The organism is Stenotrophomonas sp. RS-48 (assembly GCF_030053245.1).
GTDB classification, from domain to species: Bacteria; Pseudomonadota; Gammaproteobacteria; order Xanthomonadales; family Xanthomonadaceae; genus Stenotrophomonas; species Stenotrophomonas maltophilia_P.
In genome coordinates, this window is sequence record NZ_JASGBV010000011.1 from 1 (window position 1) to 22,329 (window position 22,329).

Below are 22,329 nucleotides of genomic sequence, written 5' to 3' on the forward strand. Positions count from 1 at the left end.
CTACCGATCATGCTTCGCCGGGCATGGCCCGGCGCTACCGATCATGCTTCGCCGGGCATGGCCCGGCGCTGCCGGTCATGCTCAACGCACGACGTTCAGCACTTCGTAGCAGGCACCCATGGTGTGGTAATCCACCTTGCCTGCGGGGCTCTTTTCATCGCTGTACTTGCGGTTGTCTGCATCGAGGATGCGGAACCAGGCGCCGTAGCGGTGATCGACGAAGTGCTCCCAGGAATAGGCCCAGATGCGGTCGTACCACTGCCAGTAGCGGTCATCACCGGTGCGCGCAGCCATCAGCGCAGCGGTTGCCAGGGTTTCGGCCTGTACCCAGAAGTACTTGTCGTCGTCGCAGACGAAGCTGTCGCCGCCGATCGGCGCGCCGTCCATGCCCGGCTGCCGCCGTGACTCCGGCGCGAAACCGTAGTACAGGCCACCACGGGCCTCGTCCCAGCTGCGCTCCACGGCCACGTCGAACAAATGACGCGCCGTCGGCACCAGCCAGTCGGCCTGCACGTGCCGATCCAGGATCAGCAGCAGTTTGGCCCACTCCGTCTGGTGGCCCGGCTGGAAACCCCAGGGACGGAACAGATGCTTGGGGTCGTCCAGGTTGTAGTTCCAGTCGATCTCCCAGTTGGAATCGTAGTGCTCCCATACCAGGCCACCGGCCTTGGCTGCCTGGCGACGGGTCATGTTGTCGGCCAGCTGCAGGGCACGTTCCACATAGCGCTGTTCGCCACTGGCCTCGAACGCAGCCAGCATGGCCTCGCACATGTGCATGTTGGCGTTCTGTCCACGGTAACCGGTGAAGTTCCACTGGCCGTCCGCCTCGTCCCGGTACAGACCGTGCTGCGGCTCCCAGAAGCGCGCCTCCAGCAGCTGCCAGGTCTCATCCATCCACGCGCGGGCCTGCTCGATGCCGGCCTTCAACGCGCAGCTGTAGGACAGCAGGACGAACGCCACGCCATAGCAGTGATTCATGTCGTCCTCGACCTGGCCATCGCGCAGGGTCCAGGCATAGCCACCGGTGGCCGGATTGCGGTGCACCTCACGCAGATAGCGCACGCCATGCTCGACGGCCTCGCGGTACTCGGCCTTGCCGAACTCGCGATAGGCCATCGCGTAGTTGAAGACGAAACGGGTGCTGCTTACCAGATGGCGATGGCTGGCATCGTAGACGCTGCCGTCGTCACGGAAATAATGGAAGAAGCCACCGGCCGGATCGATGCAGCGCGGATGATAGAACGCCAGGGTATCGGCGATATGCGCGCGCAGGAACGCGGGCGAACGGAAGTCGGGCGAGGTGCTCATGCGGTAATGTCCTGTGCCTGCAGCAGCTGCTGCACTTCGTCGAGCGAGGGCATCGCGGCGAACGCGCCCTTGCGGGTAACGGCCAGCGCGCCGACCGCGGCACCGAAGCGCAGCGTGGCGTCGATGGCCTGTGGGTCCCGGCAGAACGCGCTGAATCCCGCGCCTGCGCCACCCCGCTCCAGCAGTCCCACCAGCACGCCTCCCACGAAGGCATCACCGGCTGCGGTGGTATCGACAGCGGCGACCTGGAAGCTGGTCACCGTGCCCTGCGCCTGGCGGGTGTACCAGCGCAGCGTGGCCGCACCATCGGTCACGATCACCCAGCGAGCCTGCGCCGCCAGCAGCCGCTGCAGCACCGCGTCCTCGCCGCCGTCGCCCAGGGGCGCCGCCAGGTAGTCCAGTTCTTCGCGCGACAGCTTGACCAGGTCCGCGCGTTCGAGCGCCTGCCACAGGCGAGGCGACGGATCGACATCGGCCGGCCACAGCGCCGGCCGCAGGTTGAGGTCGAGACTGACCACAGCCCCGGCAGCGCGCGCGCGCTCCATGCCCGCGAAGGTTGCGTCCGCGATGGCCGCCTCGGTCAGGCTGTTGGAGCAGACGTGGAAGCACTGCGCACTGTCGAAGCAGGCGGCCTGGAAATCACTGTCGCGGAACAGCAGATCGGCCGCCGGCGGACGGTAGAAGCTGAAGCTGCGCTCCCCCTCTGCATCGAGAGCGACGAACGCCAGCGCGGTCTTGGCTGCATCGGTGCGGACGATGTAGTCGGTACCGACACCGTGCTCGGCCAGGCTTTCGGCTAGGAAGTCGCCGAACATGTCGCGGCCCAGCATGCCGACGAACTGGGTCTTCGCGCCCAGCCGCGCGGCAGCCACCGCGACGTTGGCCGGTGCCCCGCCGGCGTATTGCAGGAACGCGCGCGGCGTGTCCGCATTGGCCGGCGGCTGCGCCAGTAGATCGATCAAAATTTCGCCGAAGCAGACAATCGCACCCATTCCGGACTCAGCCTCCCTGCGTTGCGGAGGCCGGCGTACGTGCGCCGACCAGTCCGTAGAAAATGATGTAGACGTAGCACAGCAGCGGCAGGATGAAGCTGGCCTGCACCCCGATGTGGTCGGCCAGCACGCCCTGCAGGTACGGCACCACGGCGCCGCCGACGATGGCCATGATCAGCAGGCTCGAGCCCTTGTTGGTCAGCGGCCCCAGGCGCTCGATGCTGAGCGCGAAGATGGTGGGGAACATGATCGAGTTGAACAGGCCGATCGCCACCACCGAGTACAGCGCGACACTGCCGGCGCTGGCCATGGTCAGCGCCAGCAGGCCGACGTTGACCAGTGCGAAGATCGCCAGCAGGCGGCTCGGCGAGAAGCGGGCCAGCAGCGCCGAGCCGGCAAAGCGGCCGACCATCGCCATCGTCCAGTAGGCGGAAACGTAGTGTGTGGCCTCCTGCTCGCTGAATCCGCCGATGTCGGGCATCGACAGGTAGTTCACCAGGAAGCTGCCGATCGACACTTCCGCACCGACATAGAAGAAGATGCCAAGCACGCCCAGAAGCAGATGACGCTGGCGCAGCGCATCCAGATAGCTGTGGTGATGCCCCTGGTCGGCCTGTTCGGTCGCATCGCTCAGCGCCGGCAGGCGGAACAGGAACACGAACAACGCCAGCAGCACCAGCGCCACCGCGAGGCCCACATACGGGCCCTGCACGGCCTGCGCCTCGGCAGCACGATAGGCCAGCTGTTCGGCGGCCGGCATCGCCGCCATTTCATCGGCGCTCTTGACCGTATTGGAAAGAATCAGCATGCCGCCGAAGATCGGCGCGATCGCCGTACCCAGCGAGTTCAACGCCTGCGCCAGGGTCAGCCGGCTGGAGCTGGTCTGCTCCGGGCCCAGCAGCGCCACATAGGGATTGGCCGCCACCTGCAGCACGGTGATGCCGGTGGCGAGCACGAACAATGCACCCAGGAAGGCGCCGTAGATCCGCAGTTCGGCCGCCGGCCAGAAGCCCAGCGCACCCACACCTGCAATCAGCAGGCCGGCCACGATGCCCTTCTTGTAGCCGAGAGCCGCGACCAGGCGGCCAGCGGGCAGCGACATCAGGAAGTACGTACCGAAGAAGGTGAACTGCACCAGCATCGCCCGCGCGTAGTTCAGCTCGAACACCGCTTTCAGGTGTGGAATCAGGATGTCGTTGAGGCAGGTCAGGAAGCCCCACATGAAGAAGATGGTGGTCACCACGGCCAGGGCCTTGCCGTTGGTGACGGCCGGTGCGTTGCCCGGGGAACCCGACGGACGGGGCGTTGCTGAGATCGGCATGCGGAACGCGCCTCGTTGCGCGGAATCGTTGTTGCGTGGAAGGAGTAACGGCAGTGAAATCAGGTCGGCCGGGCGGCACTGCTTTCGCGGATCCGCAGCTGCACCGGAGCCACCGTGCGCCGTGGCGGCGCATCCGGTTCGTCCAGGCGCTGCAGCAGCAGTGCCGCCGCCTGCCGGCCACGCTCGCGCGGGTCGGCGGTCAGCGTCGTCAACGGTGGCACCGCCACCGAAGCCTCGGAAATATCGTCGAAGCCGGTGACAGCGAAATCGCCGCCCGGCCGGATGCCGCGCGAGTTCAAGCCCAGCATCAGCCCCAGCGCGACGGTGTCGTTGTAGCAGACCGCTGCGCTCGGCCGATGGCCATCGGCGAACAGCTCGTCGGTGCGTGCAGCCGCCTCCAGCCGGTTCGGCGCCGATTCGATCATCCAGCCGGGTGGCAGCGACAGTCCAGCCTCAGCCAGCGCCTGCTGGAAGCCGGCACGGCGCTGGTGGCAGGAACTGGACGCCGCGTGGCCGCCGAAGAAGGCGATATGGCGATGGCCGCGCTCGATCAGGTGGCGGGTGGCCAGATAGGCCCCATGCTGGTTGTCCAGCGTCAGGAAGTCCCAATCGGCCCCGTCCAGCTCACGGTTGAACAGCAGGACGTTGGCATTGGCTCCCAGTGCCTGGCGCAGCTGCGTGGCATCGCTGCCTTCGGCCGGCGACAGGATCAGCCCCGCCGGGGTGTGTTCCATCAGCGTGGACAGCACCGCCTGCTGGCGTTCCGGCGATTCGCCGGTGCTGCCCAGCAGGGTCACGTAGCCACGCCCACCCAGCGCCTCGTCGACGCCGGAGGCGAATTCGGCGAAGAATGGATTGGACAGGTCGTTGATCACCAGTGCGATGCTGGAGGACGTGCGCCGCCGCAGGTTGGCTGCTGCGCGGTTGTAGACATAGCGCTGGCGCCGCAGCTCGGCCTCGACCTTGGCCCGGGTATCGACGTTGACCAGCGGGCTGCCGCGCAGCACCAGCGACACGGTCGCCCGCGATACGCCGATGGCGCGCGCGATGTCGGTCACCGTCACTGCCTTGCCGGCGCGTTTGCTGGAAGTGCTGCTGCCGTTGTCGTTCATCGTATTCCCGGGCTCCGCTGAGGGCTCAAGCCTAATGGATCGCGGCCGTCTCGTGCCGTGCCGTTCGCTGGGTCGCCGCGAACGGCACAGCCCCGATCAACGCAGCTGGCTGCCAGGTGCCGCGCACCAGGACACCGGCAGATCCTTGACCGCCGTGCCCCACCCCTGGGTCGGCGCCTGCGCGTCGAGGGCGAAGTGCAGGCGCGGGCCCTGCTGCAGGCGCTCCCAGTCCAGCCAGACCGGGGCATGCGCCTGGCCATCGACCTGCACGCCCTGCACGTACTGCAGGCGGCGGCCGTCCGCCCCCGGGGCATCGATGCGCAGGGTGCGGCCATTGCCCATGTCGACCTCGACCCGGGCAAAGCGCGGCGTATGCAGCAGGAACTGGCCACTGCCCGGTACTGCCGGGTACATGCCGATCGCACTGAACAGGTACCACGCCGACATCGTTCCAAGATCGTCGTTGCCGGTCACGCCATTGGGCGCATTGGTGAACAGCTGCTGCGCGGCCCGCACCACCGCGGCGGTCTTCCACGGCTGGCCGATCAGGGTGTAGAGCCACGGCGCGTGCAGATCGGGTTCGTTGTTCGGGTTGTAGCGGAACTGGTTGTAGTAGCTGTAGGGCCCGACCACCCATTCGCGCCGCGCGGCATTGAGCGGGTCGGCCTGCAGTGCATCCATCGCGAAGAAGGCATCGAGCCGGCGCCCGGCCTGCTCACGACCGTCCATCGCCTCGACCAGCCCCGGCATGTCCTGCTGCGCCAGCCACTGGTACTGCCACGCGGTGCCTTCATGGAAGCCGTGGTGGGAACGTGGGCTGTAGTGCCCGTCGGCCGGGGTGTACCACTGCCCGTCCTCGGTACGAGGCCGCGGGAAGCCGCTGAAGCCGGTCTCGGCGTCGCGGACCTGCGGGTCCCACACCTTGCGCCAGTTGCGGCCGCGCTCTCGCAGGGTCGCCGCATCCCGCGCGTGACCCAGGCTATCGGCCATCTGCGAAAGCGCGCAGTCGGCCAGTGCATATTCCAGAGTGGCCGAGCCGCCGTGATGCGGATCGACGTCCATGCCCTTGGACGGGAACGCACGGTCGTAGACCACGTAGCCCTTGTCCAGATAGGTCGGATTGCCCGACCGGCCCGCATGACGGGAATTCAACGGCGGGGTGCCGAACGCATTGCGGCGCAGCGCATCCCACGCCTGCGATTCACGGCCCTTGAACGCACCGAAACGCCACAGGTCGACCATGAACGGGGTCACCGGATCGCCGGTCATGATGTTCGTCTCAAAGTTGGCGTAACCCCAGCGTGGCAGCCAGCCCCCCTGCTCGTCGATCGCCAGCAGCGTGCGGCCGATGTCACGCGCCACATCGGGGCGGGTCAGCGCCAGCCATTGGTTCTGCGCACGGTAGGTATCCCACAGCGAGAAGTACTCGTAGTAGGTCCAGCCATCCGCGCGATGGATGCCATCGTCGTAGCCGCGGTAGCGGCCGTCGGCATCGCTGCCGGTCAGCGGCTGCAGCAGCGCGTGGTAGGCGGCGCTGTAGAACACCGTGCGGTCATCAGCACTGCCGCCCTGCACGCGCACCCGGCCCAGCTCCTCGCGCCACGCCTGCTGCGACAGCGCGCGCATGCGGTCGAAGCCCATCAGCGCTCCGCCCTGCATGCCCTCGGTGCGCAGGTTGGTGCGCGCGCCTTCGGCATCGACATGCGAAATCGCGCTCACCGCCGTGACCGACTGCCCCTTGGCCAGGTCGAAGCTCAACCAGGCACCGTTCGGCTTCTGCTCGCCTTCCATGCTGTGGCGCGCCCCCGGCAGGCCACCGGCCTCGCCCCAGGTCCCATGCGCCTTGAACGGGCGATCGAACTCGATGCGGAACCACGTCGTGTACTGGTGGCCACCGCAGAAACTCTTGGTGACCAGCTTGCCCTCGACCACGCGGTCGCCGACCACGTCGATCACGCTGCCGATCACCGAATGGCGTTCATTCGCCTGGCCGACATTCACCAGCACGTGGCCATCGCCGCTTCGCTGGCTGAAGGTGTAGCGCTCGGCGGCGGCACGGGTGCGCGCGGTCGCCTCGGCATCGACGCCACCGTAGCTGGTCAGGCGCACCTTGTAGTAGCCGGCCTGGCCGATTTCGCCGTCATGCGTGTACGACGCGGCATAGGTCTTGTGGTTGAAGCTCTTGGCGTCGGCGGTGTCGAAATCGCCACCGGGACCGATGCTGCCGGTCACGGGCAGGACCGAGACCTGGCCGCCCTGCTCCCAGCACCCGGCACCGGACAGGAAGGAGTGGCCGAAGCCACGGATCTTCTCGTCGTCGTAGCGCCACCCCGAATAGTGGCTGCCGATGGGGCTGACCTGGATCAGGCCGAAGGGTGCCGAGGCGCCCGGGAACGTGTTGCCATCGTCCTTGCTGCCGATGAAGGTGTTCACCTCGCGCTCGAGTGCGGCCGGGGCGGCCTGCAGCAGCACCGGCGACATCGCCAGTGCGAGTAGCCAGGCCAATCGCGTCAACGGGCGCGGCGTCGAGGGGACAGCGGGAGCGGACGGCACTGGGCGCATGTCGGGTTCCTGTGGTCGATGGTGCGGTGGCAGACGGCTGGAGCCTGCAACGCCTTCCGCTGAGCGCTGCCTGCAGGCAGCCTGCTCCCCGTGGAATGGCGCGAGACCCGCGCAACCGTGAATTTAGATCGATTCAAGTAGAGCATGGCGATTCGCGCCAATGCATTCTGCGCCGCAGCATACGTCCCGCCGCGCGGCCTCTTGGCCGGCCTGCCGGGGAATCGCGCGAGAAAACGTTTCCAGCCGATTCAGAAAAACGTCATGCCCCCGCCACGGCAATACCATATTGCGCAGCAGCATGCGCCGACGGGCAACCCATGCTAAAAAACGCCCGCCCATCGCTTAGATCGATCCAAGACGACGTTGCGGTGGCCGGGAGTTTGGGGAAGCAGCGACAGGACGGGCCGGCACAGACAAAGGATGCAGTTGCAACTGCGTAGCGACCGCACCGGCATCACCACAGATTAGATCGATTCAAGTCATCCGCACCACGTCACACGTCACCGGATCAATCCAGGAGAGAGGGAGAGATGGGAATGAGTCACTCAAAACGCATGCATGGCCAGGACGCACTGTCGCTGGCCATCGCGCTGGCATTGGCCGCTGCCGTCCTGCCGGCGGGCGCCGCGGCGCAGCAGGCCACCACCGGCACGCCCGATGCCACCACCCTGGACAGCGTCCAGGTCACCGGCTACCGCTACGCCATCGAAAAGAGCCTTGAGCAGAAGCGCGACGCCAACGCCGTGGTCGAAGTAATCACGGCCGAAGACGTCGGCAAGTTCCCCGACAAGAACGTGGCCGACGCGCTGCAGCGCGTACCGGGCGTGGTCATCACCCGCGACGGCGGCGAAGGCAAGACGGTCAGCGTGCGCGGCCTCGCTGCAGACCTGACGCTGACCCAGTTGAACGGCAACTACGTCGCCACCTCCGAGACCAACGACGAGGCGACCCGCTCTTTCAACTACACCCTTCTGCCGTCCAACATGCTGTCCAGCGCCGAGCTGTTCAAATCGCCGGAAGCGCGCATCGATGAAGGCGGCATCGGCGGCACGGTCATCCTGCACACCCGGCGCCCTCTGGACATGGAGTCCAACTCGGGCTTCGTCACCCTTGAAGGCACCTCGTCAGACACCAGTCACGACATCGATCCGCAGGCCTCCGCACTGTACTCGTGGCACAGCAAGGACGAGCGTTTCGGCGTGCTGGTCGGCGTGACCCAGCAGAAACGCACCAGCCGCACCATGGAAGTCACCACCGAGAACTATCAGTGGTACGGCACCGATACCGATGCGCGCGACGTGCATGGCAACCCCATGCTGCAGGACGGCATCGAGTACTGGTGGGGCAACTCCGGCTTCAACAACCAGAACGGTCGCAACTACACCGACTTCTTCATGCCGACATCGGTCAATTTCGCGGTGAAGGAGGAAACGCGCGAGCGCAAGGGCGGGCAGCTGACCTTCCAGTTCAAGCCGGTCGACAACGTGACCATGACGGCCAACTACTTCCGCTTCGAGCTGGAGGGCAACTACGCCCAGCACATGCTGAAGGTGCCGGAGTGGAGCATGGCCCGCTTCAATGGTGACGGCAACTGGGCCGGCGGCCGCATGCTCAACGGGCTGGACTTCGATCCCAGCGGCACCGTCGTCACCGGCGCGCAGTTCGAGAAGCTGGCCGGCAAGACCTATTACTGCAATGAAGCCGAGGCCGAAGCGGCCGGGCTCGAGCCGGGGGGCTGGGGCCCCGATGACTGCACCATTCCGACCCCGCAGCTCACCGGCGGCTACAGCCGCGAAAAGGCGCTCTCGCAGACCGCCGACCTCAGCATCGACTGGGATATCAGCCCGCTGTGGAAGGCGTCGTTCACCGGCGGCCGTACCTGGTCCGAAGGCGGCCCCTCGATGAACTTCCGCATGTCAGCCAAACCGCGTCGGCAGACCAATGGCGTGTGGGAATCGTCCAGCAGCACCTCCTGGGACCTGACCGGCACGCCGTCGGGCACCTTCGCACCCGACCTGCAGCAGCAGCTCATGGCCGGCATCGCCGAGATCGACACCGGTTCGACCGACTCGTCCTGGAAGCAGACCGAGATCAAGCAGAACTATTTCCAGGCCGATGTCACCAAGCTGTTCGAATCCGGCTGGCTGGACTCGATCCAGTTCGGTGCCAAGTATCGTGACGGCACGGTGCACCGCAACACCGGCAATACCTACTGGGTGTGCCAGGGCCGAGACCCGTCGGACTACGACAACAACCGCTACCAGAGCGGCTGCGACCCTACGGCCAATATCGCCCAGCCCGGCTTCTTCCTGTCCAACCCGATCAGCAACATCCCCGGCGGCTTCAATACCAACGTGTTCCCGGGCATCAACTATCCGGCCTACATCGATTACCTGAACAAGACCTACGGCGGTTCGCACAACCGTGTCGAGGACGACTTCATCTACAACGTCAACGAGAAGATCTACTCGGGCTACTTCCAGGCCAACTTCCGCACCGAGCGGGTGCGCGGCAACGTGGGCGTGCGCGTGGTGCGCACCAAGCAGCTGGCGCAGTCCACCGATTCGATCGAGCGTTTCGACGACTACTTCCTCGACAACGCCGCAGGCGCACCGATGGCGTGCTCCGACCCGGCCGCGGCGGCCTACCCGAACTACAGCTGCGAGAGCGGTTTCGTGCGCCTGCCCTACAACTTGGCACAGAGCAAGAGTTTCGAGCTGCTGGGCGTGGACCGCACCTACACCGACGTCCTGCCGAGCTTCAACATCGCCTGGGACATCACCGATACCCTGCTGCTGCGCGGCGCCGCCTCGAAGGTCATCGCACGCCCCGGCTACACCGAGATCGGCGCTCCGGGCAGCCTGCGCTACTACAGCGAGGAGTACGTCAACGACCGCCGCGTGGCCGGCGGTGCACCGACCCCGGGCTGGACCGGCGACGGCAGCAACAAGCAGCTTGAACCCTTCGAGGCCACCCAGTTCGACCTCGGCCTGGAGTGGTACTTCCAGCCGGGCGCGGTGGCCGGCGTGGGCCTGTTCCGCAAGAACGTGGACAACTTCACCGTGCCTGTCGTGCGCGACATGCAGATGCAGGTCGGTGGCGAAACCGTGACCGTGCAGGACTACGAGACCCGTGCCAACGGCCAGGACGGTGTGTCGCAGGGCGTGGAGCTGTACGGCCAGTACACCTTCGATTTCGGCGTCGGCGTGCAGGCGAACTACACCTACAACGACACCAACCTGGCCTCGATCGTGCTGGATGGGCAGAACATCGGCTCGTCGCCGCTGGTCGGCAGCGCCAAGAACCAGGCCAACGTGACGGTGTTCTACGAGAACGACAAGTTCCTTGCCCGCGCCTCGTACAACCGTCGCGGCCAGGTGGTCGGCGGACTGAACAACGGCATGACGGTCTACACCGAGCCGTACGACCAGCTTGATCTCAACGTGGCCTACAACCTCACCCCGGAGTGGACCCTGACCGCGTCGGTGATCAACGCCACCAAGTCCGAGCAGCGCGTGCATCTGGGCAATGACACCAAGGCCCGCCTGATCTCCAATACCTACGCGGGCCGCCAGCTGTACTTCGGCGCGACCTGGAAGTTCTAAGGCAGTCGCCCCGCCCGGCGCGGGGACATTCCTCCACGGCAGCCACGCTGGTACAGGTGGCTGCCGTTTTTCATGGGCATCGCGGAGGCATCACTTGACCCTGCCATCGCTGGAAGGTGCACACTGGCTGCATTCCCCGGAACCGAAGGAGCTACAGATGGACTTCCATGTTGACGGCATGACCTGCGGCGGATGCGCGCGCAGCGTGACCCGCGCGATCCAGAGCGTTGATCCGCAGGCACGCGTGGTCGCCGATCCGCCGACAGGCCGCGTGCAGGTGCAGACCACGGCCAGCGAAGCGGAGATCTTCGCCGCTGTGAAGGACGCAGGCTTCCCGCCGCGCACCGCCTGATCGCCCGGCTCCGGGCGATGCCCACGTCCTTCTGAAGGAGCCACAGCACTCCCGCCGCGCAGGTGCGAAGGCCCCTGCGCCCCGCGGCTCAGCTCCGGCGCGCCTGCCGCCGCCGCGCCGCGACTGGCTCCGCGCCTTCCTCGCCCTCCTCCAGCCGCTGCAGGATCGGGCACTCCGGCCGCTCGTCGCCCGCACAGCAGCTGATCAGCGACTTCAGCGTATCGGCCATCTGCCGCATGTGGTCGATGCGCTGCTCGAGATCATCGATGTGCTGCTCGGCCAGGCGCTTGACGTCGGCGCTGTGGCGCGAGGTATCGTTCCACAGGCCCAGCAGATCCGTGATCTCCGCGACCGAGAATCCCAGGTCCCGCGCGCGGCGTATGAACCGCAGTCGATGCACGTCGGCGTGCGAATAGGCCCGGTAGCCGGATGCCGTACGGTCGGCAGCAGGAATCAGCCCGATCTGCTCGTAGTAGCGGATCATCTTCGCCGAAACGCTCGATGCCTTCGCGGCCTCACCGATGTTCAAGACAGTCTCCTTTTCGGTGGCTGGCGGCGTCGGCCATCGGCGCCCGGAAGCGACGCAGGCGCAGTGCATTGCCCAGCACGAACACGCTGGACAGTGCCATCGCACCGGCGGCGAATACAGGCGACAGCAGGATGCCGAAAGCCGGATACAGCACGCCGGCGGCCACCGGAATCAGAGCGGTGTTGTAGGCGAAGGCCCAGAACAGATTCTGCCGGATGTTGCCAAGGGTGGCCCTGGACAGCGCGATGGCATTGGGCACGCCCAGCAGACTGCCGGACATCAGCACTACATCGGCCGATTCCACCGCCACATCGGTACCGGTGCCGATGGCCAGGCCCACATCCGCCTCCGCCAGCGCCGGCGCATCGTTGATGCCGTCGCCGACGAAGGCGACGTGACCATGCGCAGCCTTGAGGCGTCGCACCGCCTCCACCTTGCCTTCGGGCAGCACTTCGGCCACGACCTCGTCGATGCCCAACTGGCGCGCGATCGCCTGTGCGGTGCGGGCATTGTCGCCGGTGATCATCGCCACCTTCAGTCCCAGCTCATGCAGTGCGGTGACGGCGGCCGGCGTGCTCGTCCTGATCGGGTCGGACACTGCGATCACCGCTGCCAGCCGGCCATCGAAGGCGGCGTACAGCGGCGACTTTCCTTCACCTCCCAGACGCTGCACCAGCGCGGCAACGCCATCGATATCAACGCCCTGCGTTCGCATGAACCGGTCGGCCCCGACTTCAATGCGGCTTCCCTGCACGATCGCACGCACCCCCATGCCGGTGACCGATTCGAACGCCTGCAGGGCCGGCACGGAGATGCCCTCCTCCTCGGCGGCCATCACGATCGCGCGTGCGATCGGATGCTCCGAGCGCGATTCAACGGCCGCGACCGCGCCCAGCACCGCCGCTCGCGCAAAACCGTTGCTCAGCTCCAGATCGGTCAATCGCGGGCGGCCCTCGGTCAGGGTTCCGGTCTTGTCCACCGCCACCACCCGCGCATCCTTCAGCAACTGCAGTGCCTCGCCCTTGCGGAACAGCACGCCCATCTCCGCGCCCCGCCCGGTGCCGACCATGATCGAGGTCGGCGTTGCCAGCCCCATCGCACAGGGGCACGCAATGATCAGCACGGCCACGGCATTGACCAGGGCGAAGGTAAGCGCCGGGGACGGCCCGAGCAGCAGCCACGCCACGAAGGTGGCCAACGCGGCCAGCATCACCGCAGGCACGAACCACAGCGTGACCCTGTCGACCACGGCCTGGATCGGCAGTTTCGACCCCTGTGCCTGTTCAACCAGGCGGATGATCTGCGCAAGCACGGTCTGCGCACCTACCGCCGTGGCACGCACGGTCAGTGCTCCCTGCTGGTTGACCGTACCACCGACCACGGCCGCGCCCGATGCCTTTTCAACCGGAACCGGCTCACCGCTGATCATCGACTCATCGACGAAGCTGCGCCCCTCGACCACCTCGCCATCCACCGGGACGCGTTCGCCAGGACGTATTTCCACGAGGTCGTCACTGACCACCTCGCCCACCGGGACGTCGACCACCCGACCATCGCGTACTACGTGGGCGACCTTGGCCTGGAGCTTGACCAGCCGCTTGATGGCTTCCGACGTACGGCCCTTGGCACGCGCCTCGAGAAAGCGGCCCAGCAGGATCAGCGCGACGATCACCGCCGCAGCTTCGTAATAGACGTTCACCGTGCCGGGCGGCAGCAGCCGCGGTGCGAAGGTCGCGATCACCGAGTAGCCGAACGCCGCCGCGGTGCCCACCGCGACCAGCGAGTTCATGTCCGGTGCCAAACGCAGCAGTGCCGGAATGCCCTTCTGGTAGAAGCGCCGGCCGGGAATTACCAGAACCAGCGTGGTCAGCACGAACTGCACATACCAGCTGGCCTGCAACCCGATGGTCGACATCACCCAGTGGTGCATGCCCGGGATCAGATGCGATCCCATTTCCAGTACGAACACCGGCAGGGCCAGCACGCTGGCCAGTATCAGCGCGTGTTTGAGTTCAGCACGCTCGGCGTCCTTCTTCTCCCCGCCGTCATCGGCCTGCGCGCTGCCATCAAGAAGACGAGCGCCGTAGCCCGCCCTGTCGATCGCCGCCAGCAGCGCCTCCACGTCTGCTGCGCCGCGAACGGTGGCACGCTCGGTGGCCAGGTTGACGCTCGCCGCGCTCACGCCCGGCACGGCCAGCAGTGCGCGTTCGACCCGGCCCACGCAGGACGCGCAGGTCATGCCCTCCACGGCCAGCTCCACGGTCGTGGCCGCAACCTCATAGCCGACCTTGTGCACCGCCTGGATCAAGGCGGCGCGGTCCACCGGCCCCGACGGACGGATATCGGCACGTTCCGTGGCCAGGTTCACCGAGACGCTGCCGACCCCCTCCACCTTGGCCAGCGCGGCCTCGACCCGGCCTACGCAGCTCGCGCAGGTCATGCCTTCGATGGGCAGGCTGATCGGATCAGGCACGGAAGCGGCGGTGGTGGCGTGCGGCAGGCTCATGACTGGATTCCCGGGTTCCTTCTGGACAGGAACAGGCTAAACCTTGCCATCGTGGGAAGGTCAAATCCAGCCTGTCCTGTCCGCCGACCCAGCGTTCACTTCATCCGCGGGCCATGGATCCACCGGTCGAGGGTGGATCCATGGCGCGGGCTCAGAACGTGAACACGTATTCCAGCGCGAACTCGCGGCCAACCGCACCGAGCAGCCGGGTCGGCGCGAAATCGTAGTCCAGCTTGTAGGGATCCTTGTGGTTCCAGCTGGCCGAGTTGAAGACGTTGTTGACGTACACATTGACCTTGGCGCGTTCAGTCACCTGATAGCCCACATTGACGTTCCAGGTGATGAACGGTCCAACCCGGCCGTAGTAGCGCGCCGTGCGCTGGCCGGCGTTCGGATTCGGATTCGGCGAACCATCGGGACGCGTGGCAGGTTCCAGGCAGTCCAGCGAAGGACTGTCGCTGGGTACGTAGCCATCGGAGAACGGCAGGCAGCCGCCGGGATTGTCCAGGCGGTCGGTGCCCCAGTGGTAACGCACGCCCGGCACCGAGCCGATGCGGTCGGCGTACACATTCGCGTTCCAGTGACCACGCTGCCAGGCCAGGCTCGCTCGCAGCTTGCTGCGCAGGTCGCGGTCACGGCGCTGCGGATTCGGATCCGCGGCATAGCGCTGCTCCTTGGTCGACAGCTGGTTGGTGTAGTTCACGCCGAACTGGAAGCTTCCCCATGCTGCGCTGTCCCACCGGTAACGCGCGGTCAGGTCGATACCGCGGACCTCCCGGCTGGCCAGGTTGAACGGCCCCCGCTCGATCGACACCAGGCGGCCATTGCTGTCGCGGTTCACGCGCGCGAGGATGCCGGCGCAGTAGTCCGCACCGGCCGGATTGGCCCACGGCGTGCCGTCGATGTTCAGTCCCGTGCGGCAGCCCGCTTCGCTGGCCAGCACCTCGTCGGCGCCGACATCGACGATCATGTCCTCCAGCTTGATCGCCCAGTAGTCGGCACTGATCGAAAGATTGGACATCACATCCCAGACGAATCCGACCGTCCATGAATCCCCCGTTTCCGAGCGCAGCAGCGGAGTACCGCGACGATTCACGTCGAACGTGTACCAGACATCGGTATTGCCCACTCCACAGTTGTTGACCAGATAGGCACCGCTTTCGATGCAACGCAGGCGGTCATAGGTCTGCACCTCGGAACTGCTGGGCTGCCCCAGCAGGTAGTGCATGTCAGGCGCGTGGAAGCTGGTGGCGTAGGAACCGCGTACCAGCAGCGACTCCACCGGCCGCCATTCCAGACCGACATTCCAGGTGGTCTCCTTCTGGCTGCCGATGTCCAGCGCCTCTACATTGGCGTCGGCCTTGTAACTGCCGTAACGGTCATAGCGTGCCGCCGCGGTGGCGATCACGCTGTCCAGCAGTGGAATCTTGAACTCCACGCCCGCCGAGTAGCGCGTGCGCTCGCCGCCACCGCGATCAACGTTCTGCAGGTCGAAATCGATGCCGGCGCGAGGGTCGGGAGCGAGGTGATATCCCTGTTGCGCCACCTCGGCCACCGCCGCGAACGAAACAGGCCCCGCCCAGCCCTGGAACAACTCACCGGTGATGTCCGCCGACGCCTGGTTGACCCAGGAAGACGCACGGTTCTTCGCCACCGTACCCATCTGCCAGTACTGGTCCGGCGTGAGCGGGTTCCACCAGCGTGCTTCGTCCAGTGCGTAGATCGCTTCACCATCCGCCGTCGTACCCAGGCGCGGGCCGAGGAAGAAGTCATAGGACTTCTGCTCGTCCACTACATTCTGCCGCTCTTCCACGCGGTAGTAGGAACGGCCGATGGTGGCACTCCAGTCGAAGCGGTCCGCCAGGCGCCCGCGCAGGCCTGCACTCCAGTCCCAGGACAGCTCCCGGTTGGTGTTGCGAAGGGTGTCCAGGCCGCCCACTTCGTTGGGCGTGAACTGGCGCACGCCCAGGATCGCGCGGTTGCGGTTGGCATCCCAGTAGTAGCCGTTGTCATCATCGATGAGCGTCACGCTGGGCGGATTGGTCCCCCAGATCGCCTCCGACCGGTACACCGCCAGGTTGGTCCAGCCCTGCAGGTCGCTGTCGAAATCGAACGTGGCATACAGATTGCCGGACACATTCTCGGCACCACCGGTCAGCAGCCAGTTGGCATAGTCGGCCGTCATGCCACACAACTGCCCGGTATTGGTGATCGTATCGTTGTTGTAGTTGTAGACCAGTCGATCGGCGGTGTAGTACTCGCCATCGAACTTCTCGCAGGTGCCGGTCGGCGGCGCCAGTCGCTGGCCGGTACCCGGGTCGATCAGGGCCAGGCCGGCGGTAGGACGGAAACCGACCTTGCGCTGTTCCATGTTCCAGGAGGGGCGCGGCGCATCATCGGCATCATCCATCTGCGACCGGTCACGGCCGAACAGCGGATCGCGCTTGGTGTACTGCAGCGCGTAGGTCACGCTCCAGTTGTCTCCGGTCCTGCCACCCGCCCACGACAGATCCCAGGTATCGCGACCACCTTCAGTGGAGGTGCCGCCGCGCACGCGCACTTCGTCGCCGTCGTAGTGGGTCTTCAGGATGACGTTGACCACGCCTGCAATGGCATCCGAGCCGTAGATCGCAGAGGCGCCGCCGGTCAGGACCTCGATGCGCTCCACCGCAGCGGCGGGAATGTTGCCGTAGTTGGAGAAATTGGTCTCCCCGCCATAGGGCAACGGGTAGTCGGCCACGCGACGGCCATTGACCAGCAGCAGTGAGCGGTTGGGGCCCATCCCGCGCAGATTCAGGCCGCTGGCGTTGGGCGTGTGCGAGCCCCACTGCGAAGCCGCCTCCACGGTGCCGGTGGCTTCGGTCAATGTCTTCAGCGCATCGTACACGCTGACAAAGCCTTCCTTCTGGATCTGCTGCGCGGTGATCACGTTGACGGGAGCTGGGCCTTCGACGCTGGCGCGCTTGATGCGCGAGCCAGTGACGGTGACCGCGTCGAGATCCTTGGTGGACGAACCTGAGGTTTCCTGTGCATTGGCAGCCAGCGGAAGCAGGGCCAGGACCAGGGCCTGGGACAGCAGGTGACGACGATTGCGGACGAACTGAGCCATGTGGTCGCTCTCGGAGGGTGTGGTCGCACGGATGGGTGGTGGCGCGGCACTACGGAAGATCCAGGTGCCGGGTCGGTTCAAGCCGGTTCCGGCGCCCCCCTGTGGATCGATCCAAACTAAAGCACGGCTGAACCGGAGAGAGCATTCCGCGGCGCAACACGCCGCTGCGGATCCGCTGCCGTCCCCGCTTGAAAAGTAGATGAATCAGTGGCTTGCGCAGGTTGGCCGCCGCAGGCCGGAGATGAACTGATGACACGCGAGCGGCAGACCCGCGCGGAACCGACTTCGCCCGGTATCAGGACAGATCGCCGTCCAGCGCCCGCCGCAGCCCCGCCACGATTGCGGCATCGGTCTGATCCCAGTGCGGGTCCAGCCCGCGCAGTGCCGGGTTGTGGAACTGCATGGCCGAGTGCCGGCGGCTCTTGGCCGACGCGTGCAGCTCAACACAGCCGCTGTGCCGCGCCACCGCAGCGATGTTGGCCGGGTCCAGGCCAGCACCCGCCATCACGCTGATGCGCCCCGCCGCCCGGGCGACCAGGCCTTCCAGCACGTCGACACCGGCAGCCGCGCTGGCCTGTCCCCCGGACGTCAATACACGGCTGCACCCCAGAGCGATCACCTGCTCCAACGCCGCCGGAAGGTCACGCGCGGCGTCGAAGGCACGGTGGAACGTCACCTGCAGCGGACCTGCCGCCTGGATGAGCGCGCGGCACAGGGGCAGATCGATATCGCCCTGCCGGTCCAACGCACCGATCACCACGCCATCGCAGCCCAGCGCACGGCACTGTGCGATATCGCGCAGCATCAGCTCGGCCTCCAGGGCGTCGTAGTGGAAATCACCCGGCCGCGGCCGCACCAGCACGAACAGCGGAATCGACAGGCGTTCGCGGGCCATGGCGATGCTGGCGAACGACGGTGTGGTGCCGCCCTCGGCAAGGTTGTCGAACAGTTCGATGCGGTCGGCACCACCGGCCTGCGCGGCCAACGCCGAAGCCAGCGAGTTGCTGGCGATCTCCAGGGTGAGCCGCGTGCTCACGCCTGCGTGCTCGTGTAGATCGACGGTGAATCGCGCAGGTCGTCCTGGCGCTGCGCATCGCAGACGGCATAGACGAAACCGCGATGCAGCGCATAGGCGCCCACCTCGCCCTGCTTGTTCATGGCCAGGAAGCACACCTGCAGGGTCCTGCTTGCCTCGGGACGCTTGCGTACCACGCGGTCGATCGCCTCACGGCAGGCCTGGGCGGGCGTTCGACCCTGGCGCATCAGCTCGACCACCAGGAACGAGGCCGCATTGCGGATCATCTCTTCGCCCACGCCCGATGCGGTGGCAGCACCGACCTCGTTGTCGACGTACAGGCCGGCGCCGATGATCGGACTGTCGCCAACCCGGCCGTGCAGTTTCCAGGCCATGCCGCTGGTGGTACAGGCACCGGCAAGATGGCCCCGGGCATCCAGCGCCAGCATGCCGATGGTGTCATGGTTGTCGCTGTTGCCGGGAAGGCCACGTCGCTCGGCGTTGATCTGGGGCTGGTACTTCTCGGTCTTCAACCACTCGCGCCAGGCCGCTTCGGCCTGCGGCGTCAGCAGACGCCTGCGCTCGAAGCCCTGCTGCACGGCGAACTGCTGCGCCCCTTCACCCACCAGCAACACGTGCGGGCTGTTTTCCATCACTTTGCGGGCCACCGACACCGGGTGCGGGATGTCGACCAGCGCGGCCACCGCACCGCAGCGGCCATCGCCGTCCATGATGCTCGCGTCCAGGCTCAGCACGCCGTCCCGATCCGGATTGCCGCAATGGCCCACGGTGGGATTGCACAGCTCGCTCTCGGCCCAGCGTGCGCCGGCCTCCACTGCGTCCAGGGCACTGCCGCCCTGCGCCAGGACCTTCCATGCCGCCTGGTTGGCCGGCACACCGAAATCCCAGGTCGAGACCACCTTCGCTCCGCCCTGCACACGTGCCTGTACGCCCGGCAGGGCGGCCATGCCTGCCGCCAGCGCTCCGGCCTGCAGGAACTGCCTGCGATCCACCATGTTGCCTCCCAGTCTGCAACGTGTCGCCGGCCCGATGCCGGCAGCACCGATCAATCGTGTACGGGGTACCGCGCCGCGTGCCAGACGGCGGCGCCCAGCACGCCCAGTTGGCCATGTTCCACCCGCCATACCGGCACCTGCCGCAGCACGTCGGCCAGCACGCCCTTGTTGAGGAAGCGCTCGCGGAAGCGGCCATCGGCAAGGAAATCCTGCACGTGGGTGGAAATGCCGCCCGCCAGGTACACCGAGCGGGCCCCCACGGCGATGGCGGCATCGCCGGCCAGGCTGCCCAGCCAGGCGCAGAACACCTGCAGCGTCTCCACTGCAAGTGCGTCTTCGCCGCTGCGTGCGGCGCCGATCAGCGCTTCGGTGCTGGACCACACCGGAGTGACGCCACGCAGCTCGCACAGGCACGGATACAGATTCATCAGACCGCTGCCGGACAGCACACGCTCGTTGTCCACATGTGGCCACCGCTGCAGCAGCCTCCCCAGCACCTCCAGCTCCAGCGCGTTGCCGGCCCCCAGGGCAGCGTGGCCGATCTCGCTGGGCAGCACCGGACGCCCGCCATCGGCGAAGCGCAGCGCCGCGCCCAGGCCGGTACCGGCCCCCAGCACCAGCGCCGGGAACGCCATCGCCGGGTCGGCATCGCCGTTCAATGGAACCAGGGTGTCGGCCTGCAGGTAGGGAATGGCCAGTGCCACCGCCTCGAAATCATTGATCAGCTGCAGATCGTCCAGACCGGACTGTGCGCGGGTGGCGGACAACGACACCGTCCACGGCAGATTGGCATTGATCAGCACATCGCCATCGAGCAGGCCGGCGATGGCGACCACCGCCGACCGCACCGGCAGTGCGAGGCTCCGGGTGAAGTCGGCCAGAATCGCCGCCAGGCTGGAATGATCGGCACACGCGTAGGTGCGATGACTGCCCAGCCGTGGCGCCTGTCCCGGCAGCGTTTCAGCCAGCGCCAGGCGGGCAAAGGTACCGCCGACATCGGCGACGACCAGGCTTCGCGGAAGACCGCCGCGGGAGGAGTCGGTGGAAACCGGTGGCACTGCTGCGATGGTCACTCTGGCCTGCTTGAATCGATTGAATCGCACCGATTCTCAGGCATCAGGGTCGCTTTGCCTAGCGCGGCGCAGCGCCGGCAGCCGCCCCTGCCATGGCCTTGTCCGCAGCGCCCGGGTCGCGGCAGCCCGGACGCAGCGCGCGGCGGCACCTGCAGATCAGGGCTCTGCGGTCTGCAGACTATAACGGGTGGTGGCGGTGAATACCGCACCATCCGGCTGGGTCGAACGCACGTCGATCCTGTGGTCGCCCACGGCCAGGTGGGTGGGCAGCGCGCCGCGCCACAGATGCGGCGAAGCGGTGGCCTCCGGCGAGCGATCGTAACCGCGCAGCACGCTGGACAGGTCGTCCGCCGCATTCTCCACCAGCAGCCGCGGGTCGGGCTGGCGGACCTGCTTCATCGGCTGCCATGCCCCACCGTCCACGCGGTACTCGACCACGCTCGCGTCCTCACCCATGTACACGTTGGCGTAAACGCCCCACGCCGGATACGCGCCCTGGCGCAGCACCTTCGGCGCATGCAGGCCGATCTGTTCGCTGGCTGGCGCGCCGGCCACACGATACTGCAGGCGATAGCTGCCGTTGCCAGCCACATCCAGCAACGCGTAGCCCTTTGGCGTGCCGTCGCTCATGGTGCTGTCCGGCACACCGGCAGCATCCTTCACACCGGACCAGAACGCGCCGCAGTTGGCACCGACGTTGTACTCGTGCAGCGGTTTTTCGCCGTGCCAGCCCTCGGCCTTGCCATGGTAGACATGCTGCTGGGTGTGGCTGTGGCCGCTCAGGACCAGCACGTTGCGGAAGTCCTTGAGCAGGTCGAACAGGCGCTGCCGGTCGGCGTGCCGGAAGCTCTCACGACCCGGCGCTGCATCGAACAGCGGAATGTGCATGCCCAGCACCAGCAGGCGGTCGCGATGCAGACCCTTGAGGTAGGCGGCAAGGAACGCGAACTGATCCTCGCGCAGGCCACCGACGTAGCTCGGCCTCGCCTTCGGGTCGTACACCACATCATCGAGGAACACGAAGCTGGCACCGCCCTCCTCCACGGCGTACGTGTCCGGGCCGTAGACGTTGCGCCAGCTGTCCAGCGAATGCTCGTCGACGGCGGCATCGAAATCGAGATCGTGGTTGCCCGGCACATGGAACCACGGCACGCCCAGCTGCGTGGTGACCTTGTTGATGGCCGGATACAGCGTCAGGTCATCATTGACGATATCGCCGAGCGTCGTGCCAAGCCGCGCCCGGGTCTGGCCGACCAGCGGCGCCACGATGGACTGCTGGTAGTAGCCGATGTCCTTGAGGCTTGCGGTCTGTGAATCAGTGAACACCAGCATCTGGAAACCACGCCGGTTGTCATGACGATCCGTCTGCAGCGCGAAGTCCCAGTTGCGGGTGGCATCGCCGGTTGCGGCGATGCCACCGTACTTCAGTGCAGGCGAGCCGTTGGGCTGGAAATGACGCCAGAACGACGGCAGCCCGTCGCTCGCCTTCGGGAACGCGTACGCATCCGGCTTGATCACGAACACCGTCTGGCCCTCGCGCACGGGCAGGCTGTAGCTGCCATCGGCTGCGGTCTTCACGATGCGCTCGCCGTTGGACACCTGCACCCCGGCCAGGCCCGGGTCGGTCGCACCACGGCCGGGCCTGCCGTCGCGTTCCAGGTAGACCTTGCCGCTGACAACCGCATCCGCAGCCCAGGCCGGCGAGGTCAGCAACAGGCAGCACAGCCACGCAGCGGGCGATTTCATGGGCAATCCGGCAAAGAAGAGGACTGCCTATTGTAGAGCGGAGCCATGGCTGTCTGCCGCGCGGATGCAGCCGGGCCGGCGTC

14 protein-coding genes are annotated in these 22,329 nt (G+C 66.6%); 2 read left to right on the forward strand and 12 right to left on the reverse strand.

Annotation, left to right across the window (positions count from 1 at the left end; all coding sequences use genetic code 11):
• Positions 1-81: 81 nt before the first annotated feature.
• The 5 genes from QMZ25_RS02650 to QMZ25_RS02670 all read right to left on the reverse strand — a co-directional run bounded on the left by QMZ25_RS02650 (position 82) and on the right by QMZ25_RS02670 (position 7,214).
• A complete protein-coding gene (locus tag QMZ25_RS02650; RefSeq protein ID WP_283219083.1) occupies positions 82-1,308 on the reverse strand; it encodes an AGE family epimerase/isomerase in 1,227 nt (408 codons plus the stop codon).
• A complete protein-coding gene (locus QMZ25_RS02655; RefSeq protein WP_053516706.1) occupies positions 1,305-2,300 on the reverse strand; it encodes a carbohydrate kinase in 996 nt (331 codons plus the stop codon). Before QMZ25_RS02655 ends, QMZ25_RS02650 begins: the two co-directional genes overlap by 4 nt.
• Before the next feature lie 7 nt (positions 2,301-2,307).
• The gene (gene fucP, locus QMZ25_RS02660; protein ID WP_053516708.1) at positions 2,308-3,621 is read right to left on the reverse strand and encodes an L-fucose:H+ symporter permease; all 1,314 of its coding nucleotides are present in this window, start codon (positions 3,619-3,621) and stop codon (positions 2,308-2,310) included.
• A 59-nt stretch (positions 3,622-3,680) separates the two neighbouring features.
• A complete protein-coding gene (locus QMZ25_RS02665) occupies positions 3,681-4,733 on the reverse strand; it encodes a LacI family DNA-binding transcriptional regulator (RefSeq protein ID WP_053516709.1) in 1,053 nt (350 codons plus the stop codon).
• 96 nt (positions 4,734-4,829) lie between these two features.
• Entirely contained in the window at positions 4,830-7,214 is a 2,385-nt protein-coding gene (locus QMZ25_RS02670; protein ID WP_283219101.1) for a GH92 family glycosyl hydrolase, read from the reverse strand.
• A 611-nt stretch (positions 7,215-7,825) separates the two neighbouring features.
• Here QMZ25_RS02670 and QMZ25_RS02675 point away from each other — a divergent pair.
• Both QMZ25_RS02675 and QMZ25_RS02680 read left to right on the forward strand, forming a co-directional pair.
• On the forward strand, positions 7,826-10,900 hold the full coding sequence (locus tag QMZ25_RS02675) for a TonB-dependent receptor (RefSeq protein ID WP_193396325.1): 3,075 nt from the start codon (positions 7,826-7,828) through the stop codon (positions 10,898-10,900).
• Between the two features lie 157 nt (positions 10,901-11,057).
• Positions 11,058-11,252, forward strand: a complete 195-nt coding sequence (locus QMZ25_RS02680) for a heavy-metal-associated domain-containing protein (RefSeq protein ID WP_053516712.1) — start codon at positions 11,058-11,060, stop codon at positions 11,250-11,252.
• Between the two features lie 88 nt (positions 11,253-11,340).
• On the opposite strand, the gene cueR is transcribed toward QMZ25_RS02680, so the two are convergent.
• The 7 genes from cueR to QMZ25_RS02715 all read right to left on the reverse strand — a co-directional run bounded on the left by cueR (position 11,341) and on the right by QMZ25_RS02715 (position 22,246).
• Positions 11,341-11,781 carry a Cu(I)-responsive transcriptional regulator gene (gene cueR / locus QMZ25_RS02685; RefSeq protein WP_053516714.1) on the reverse strand — a complete coding sequence of 147 codons (441 nt, stop codon included), beginning with the start codon at positions 11,779-11,781 and terminating at the stop codon, positions 11,341-11,343.
• Positions 11,768-14,287 (reverse strand): heavy metal translocating P-type ATPase, encoded by a 2,520-nt coding sequence (locus tag QMZ25_RS02690; protein ID WP_283219084.1) that lies wholly within the window; start codon positions 14,285-14,287, stop codon positions 11,768-11,770. Before QMZ25_RS02690 ends, cueR begins: the two co-directional genes overlap by 14 nt.
• A gap of 151 nt (positions 14,288-14,438) precedes the next feature.
• Complete coding sequence (locus QMZ25_RS02695) at positions 14,439-17,396, reverse strand: TonB-dependent receptor (RefSeq protein ID WP_283219085.1); 2,958 nt, start codon at positions 17,394-17,396, stop codon at positions 14,439-14,441.
• Positions 17,397-17,691: 295 nt separating this feature from the next.
• Positions 17,692-18,432 carry a copper homeostasis protein CutC gene (locus QMZ25_RS02700; RefSeq protein ID WP_197600509.1) on the reverse strand — a complete coding sequence of 247 codons (741 nt, stop codon included), beginning with the start codon at positions 18,430-18,432 and terminating at the stop codon, positions 17,692-17,694.
• On the reverse strand, positions 18,429-19,427 hold the full coding sequence (locus tag QMZ25_RS02705) for a N(4)-(beta-N-acetylglucosaminyl)-L-asparaginase (RefSeq protein ID WP_053516718.1): 999 nt from the start codon (positions 19,425-19,427) through the stop codon (positions 18,429-18,431). The genes QMZ25_RS02700 and QMZ25_RS02705 overlap by 4 nt, the downstream gene beginning before the upstream one ends.
• 50 nt (positions 19,428-19,477) lie before the next feature.
• The gene (locus tag QMZ25_RS02710) at positions 19,478-20,500 is read right to left on the reverse strand and encodes a glucokinase (RefSeq protein ID WP_053516768.1); all 1,023 of its coding nucleotides are present in this window, start codon (positions 20,498-20,500) and stop codon (positions 19,478-19,480) included.
• 156 nt (positions 20,501-20,656) lie between these two features.
• Positions 20,657-22,246: a calcineurin-like phosphoesterase family protein gene (locus tag QMZ25_RS02715; RefSeq protein ID WP_253118761.1), complete on the reverse strand. Its 1,590-nt coding sequence runs from the start codon at positions 22,244-22,246 to the stop codon at positions 20,657-20,659.
• Positions 22,247-22,329 lie beyond the last annotated feature (83 nt).

Excerpts from the sequence above, each read along its gene's own strand:
- QMZ25_RS02675 (WP_193396325.1), top strand. The coding sequence starts at position 7,826 with ATGGGAATGAGTCACTCAAAACGCATGCATGGCCAGGACGCACTGTCG.
- QMZ25_RS02680 (WP_053516712.1), top strand. The coding sequence starts at position 11,058 with ATGGACTTCCATGTTGACGGCATGACCTGCGGCGGATGCGCGCGCAGC.
- QMZ25_RS02665 (WP_053516709.1), bottom strand. The coding sequence starts at position 4,733 with ATGAACGACAACGGCAGCAGCACTTCCAGCAAACGCGCCGGCAAGGCA.
- QMZ25_RS02650 (WP_283219083.1), bottom strand. The coding sequence starts at position 1,308 with ATGAGCACCTCGCCCGACTTCCGTTCGCCCGCGTTCCTGCGCGCGCAT.
- QMZ25_RS02655 (WP_053516706.1), bottom strand. The coding sequence starts at position 2,300 with ATGGGTGCGATTGTCTGCTTCGGCGAAATTTTGATCGATCTACTGGCG.
- QMZ25_RS02690 (WP_283219084.1), bottom strand. The coding sequence starts at position 14,287 with ATGAGCCTGCCGCACGCCACCACCGCCGCTTCCGTGCCTGATCCGATC.
- QMZ25_RS02715 (WP_253118761.1), bottom strand. The coding sequence starts at position 22,246 with ATGAAATCGCCCGCTGCGTGGCTGTGCTGCCTGTTGCTGACCTCGCCG.
- QMZ25_RS02695 (WP_283219085.1), bottom strand. The coding sequence starts at position 17,396 with ATGGCTCAGTTCGTCCGCAATCGTCGTCACCTGCTGTCCCAGGCCCTG.
- QMZ25_RS02705 (WP_053516718.1), bottom strand. The coding sequence starts at position 19,427 with ATGGTGGATCGCAGGCAGTTCCTGCAGGCCGGAGCGCTGGCGGCAGGC.
- QMZ25_RS02670 (WP_283219101.1), bottom strand. The coding sequence starts at position 7,214 with ATGTCGCCGGTGCTGCTGCAGGCCGCCCCGGCCGCACTCGAGCGCGAG.
- fucP (WP_053516708.1), bottom strand. The coding sequence starts at position 3,621 with ATGCCGATCTCAGCAACGCCCCGTCCGTCGGGTTCCCCGGGCAACGCA.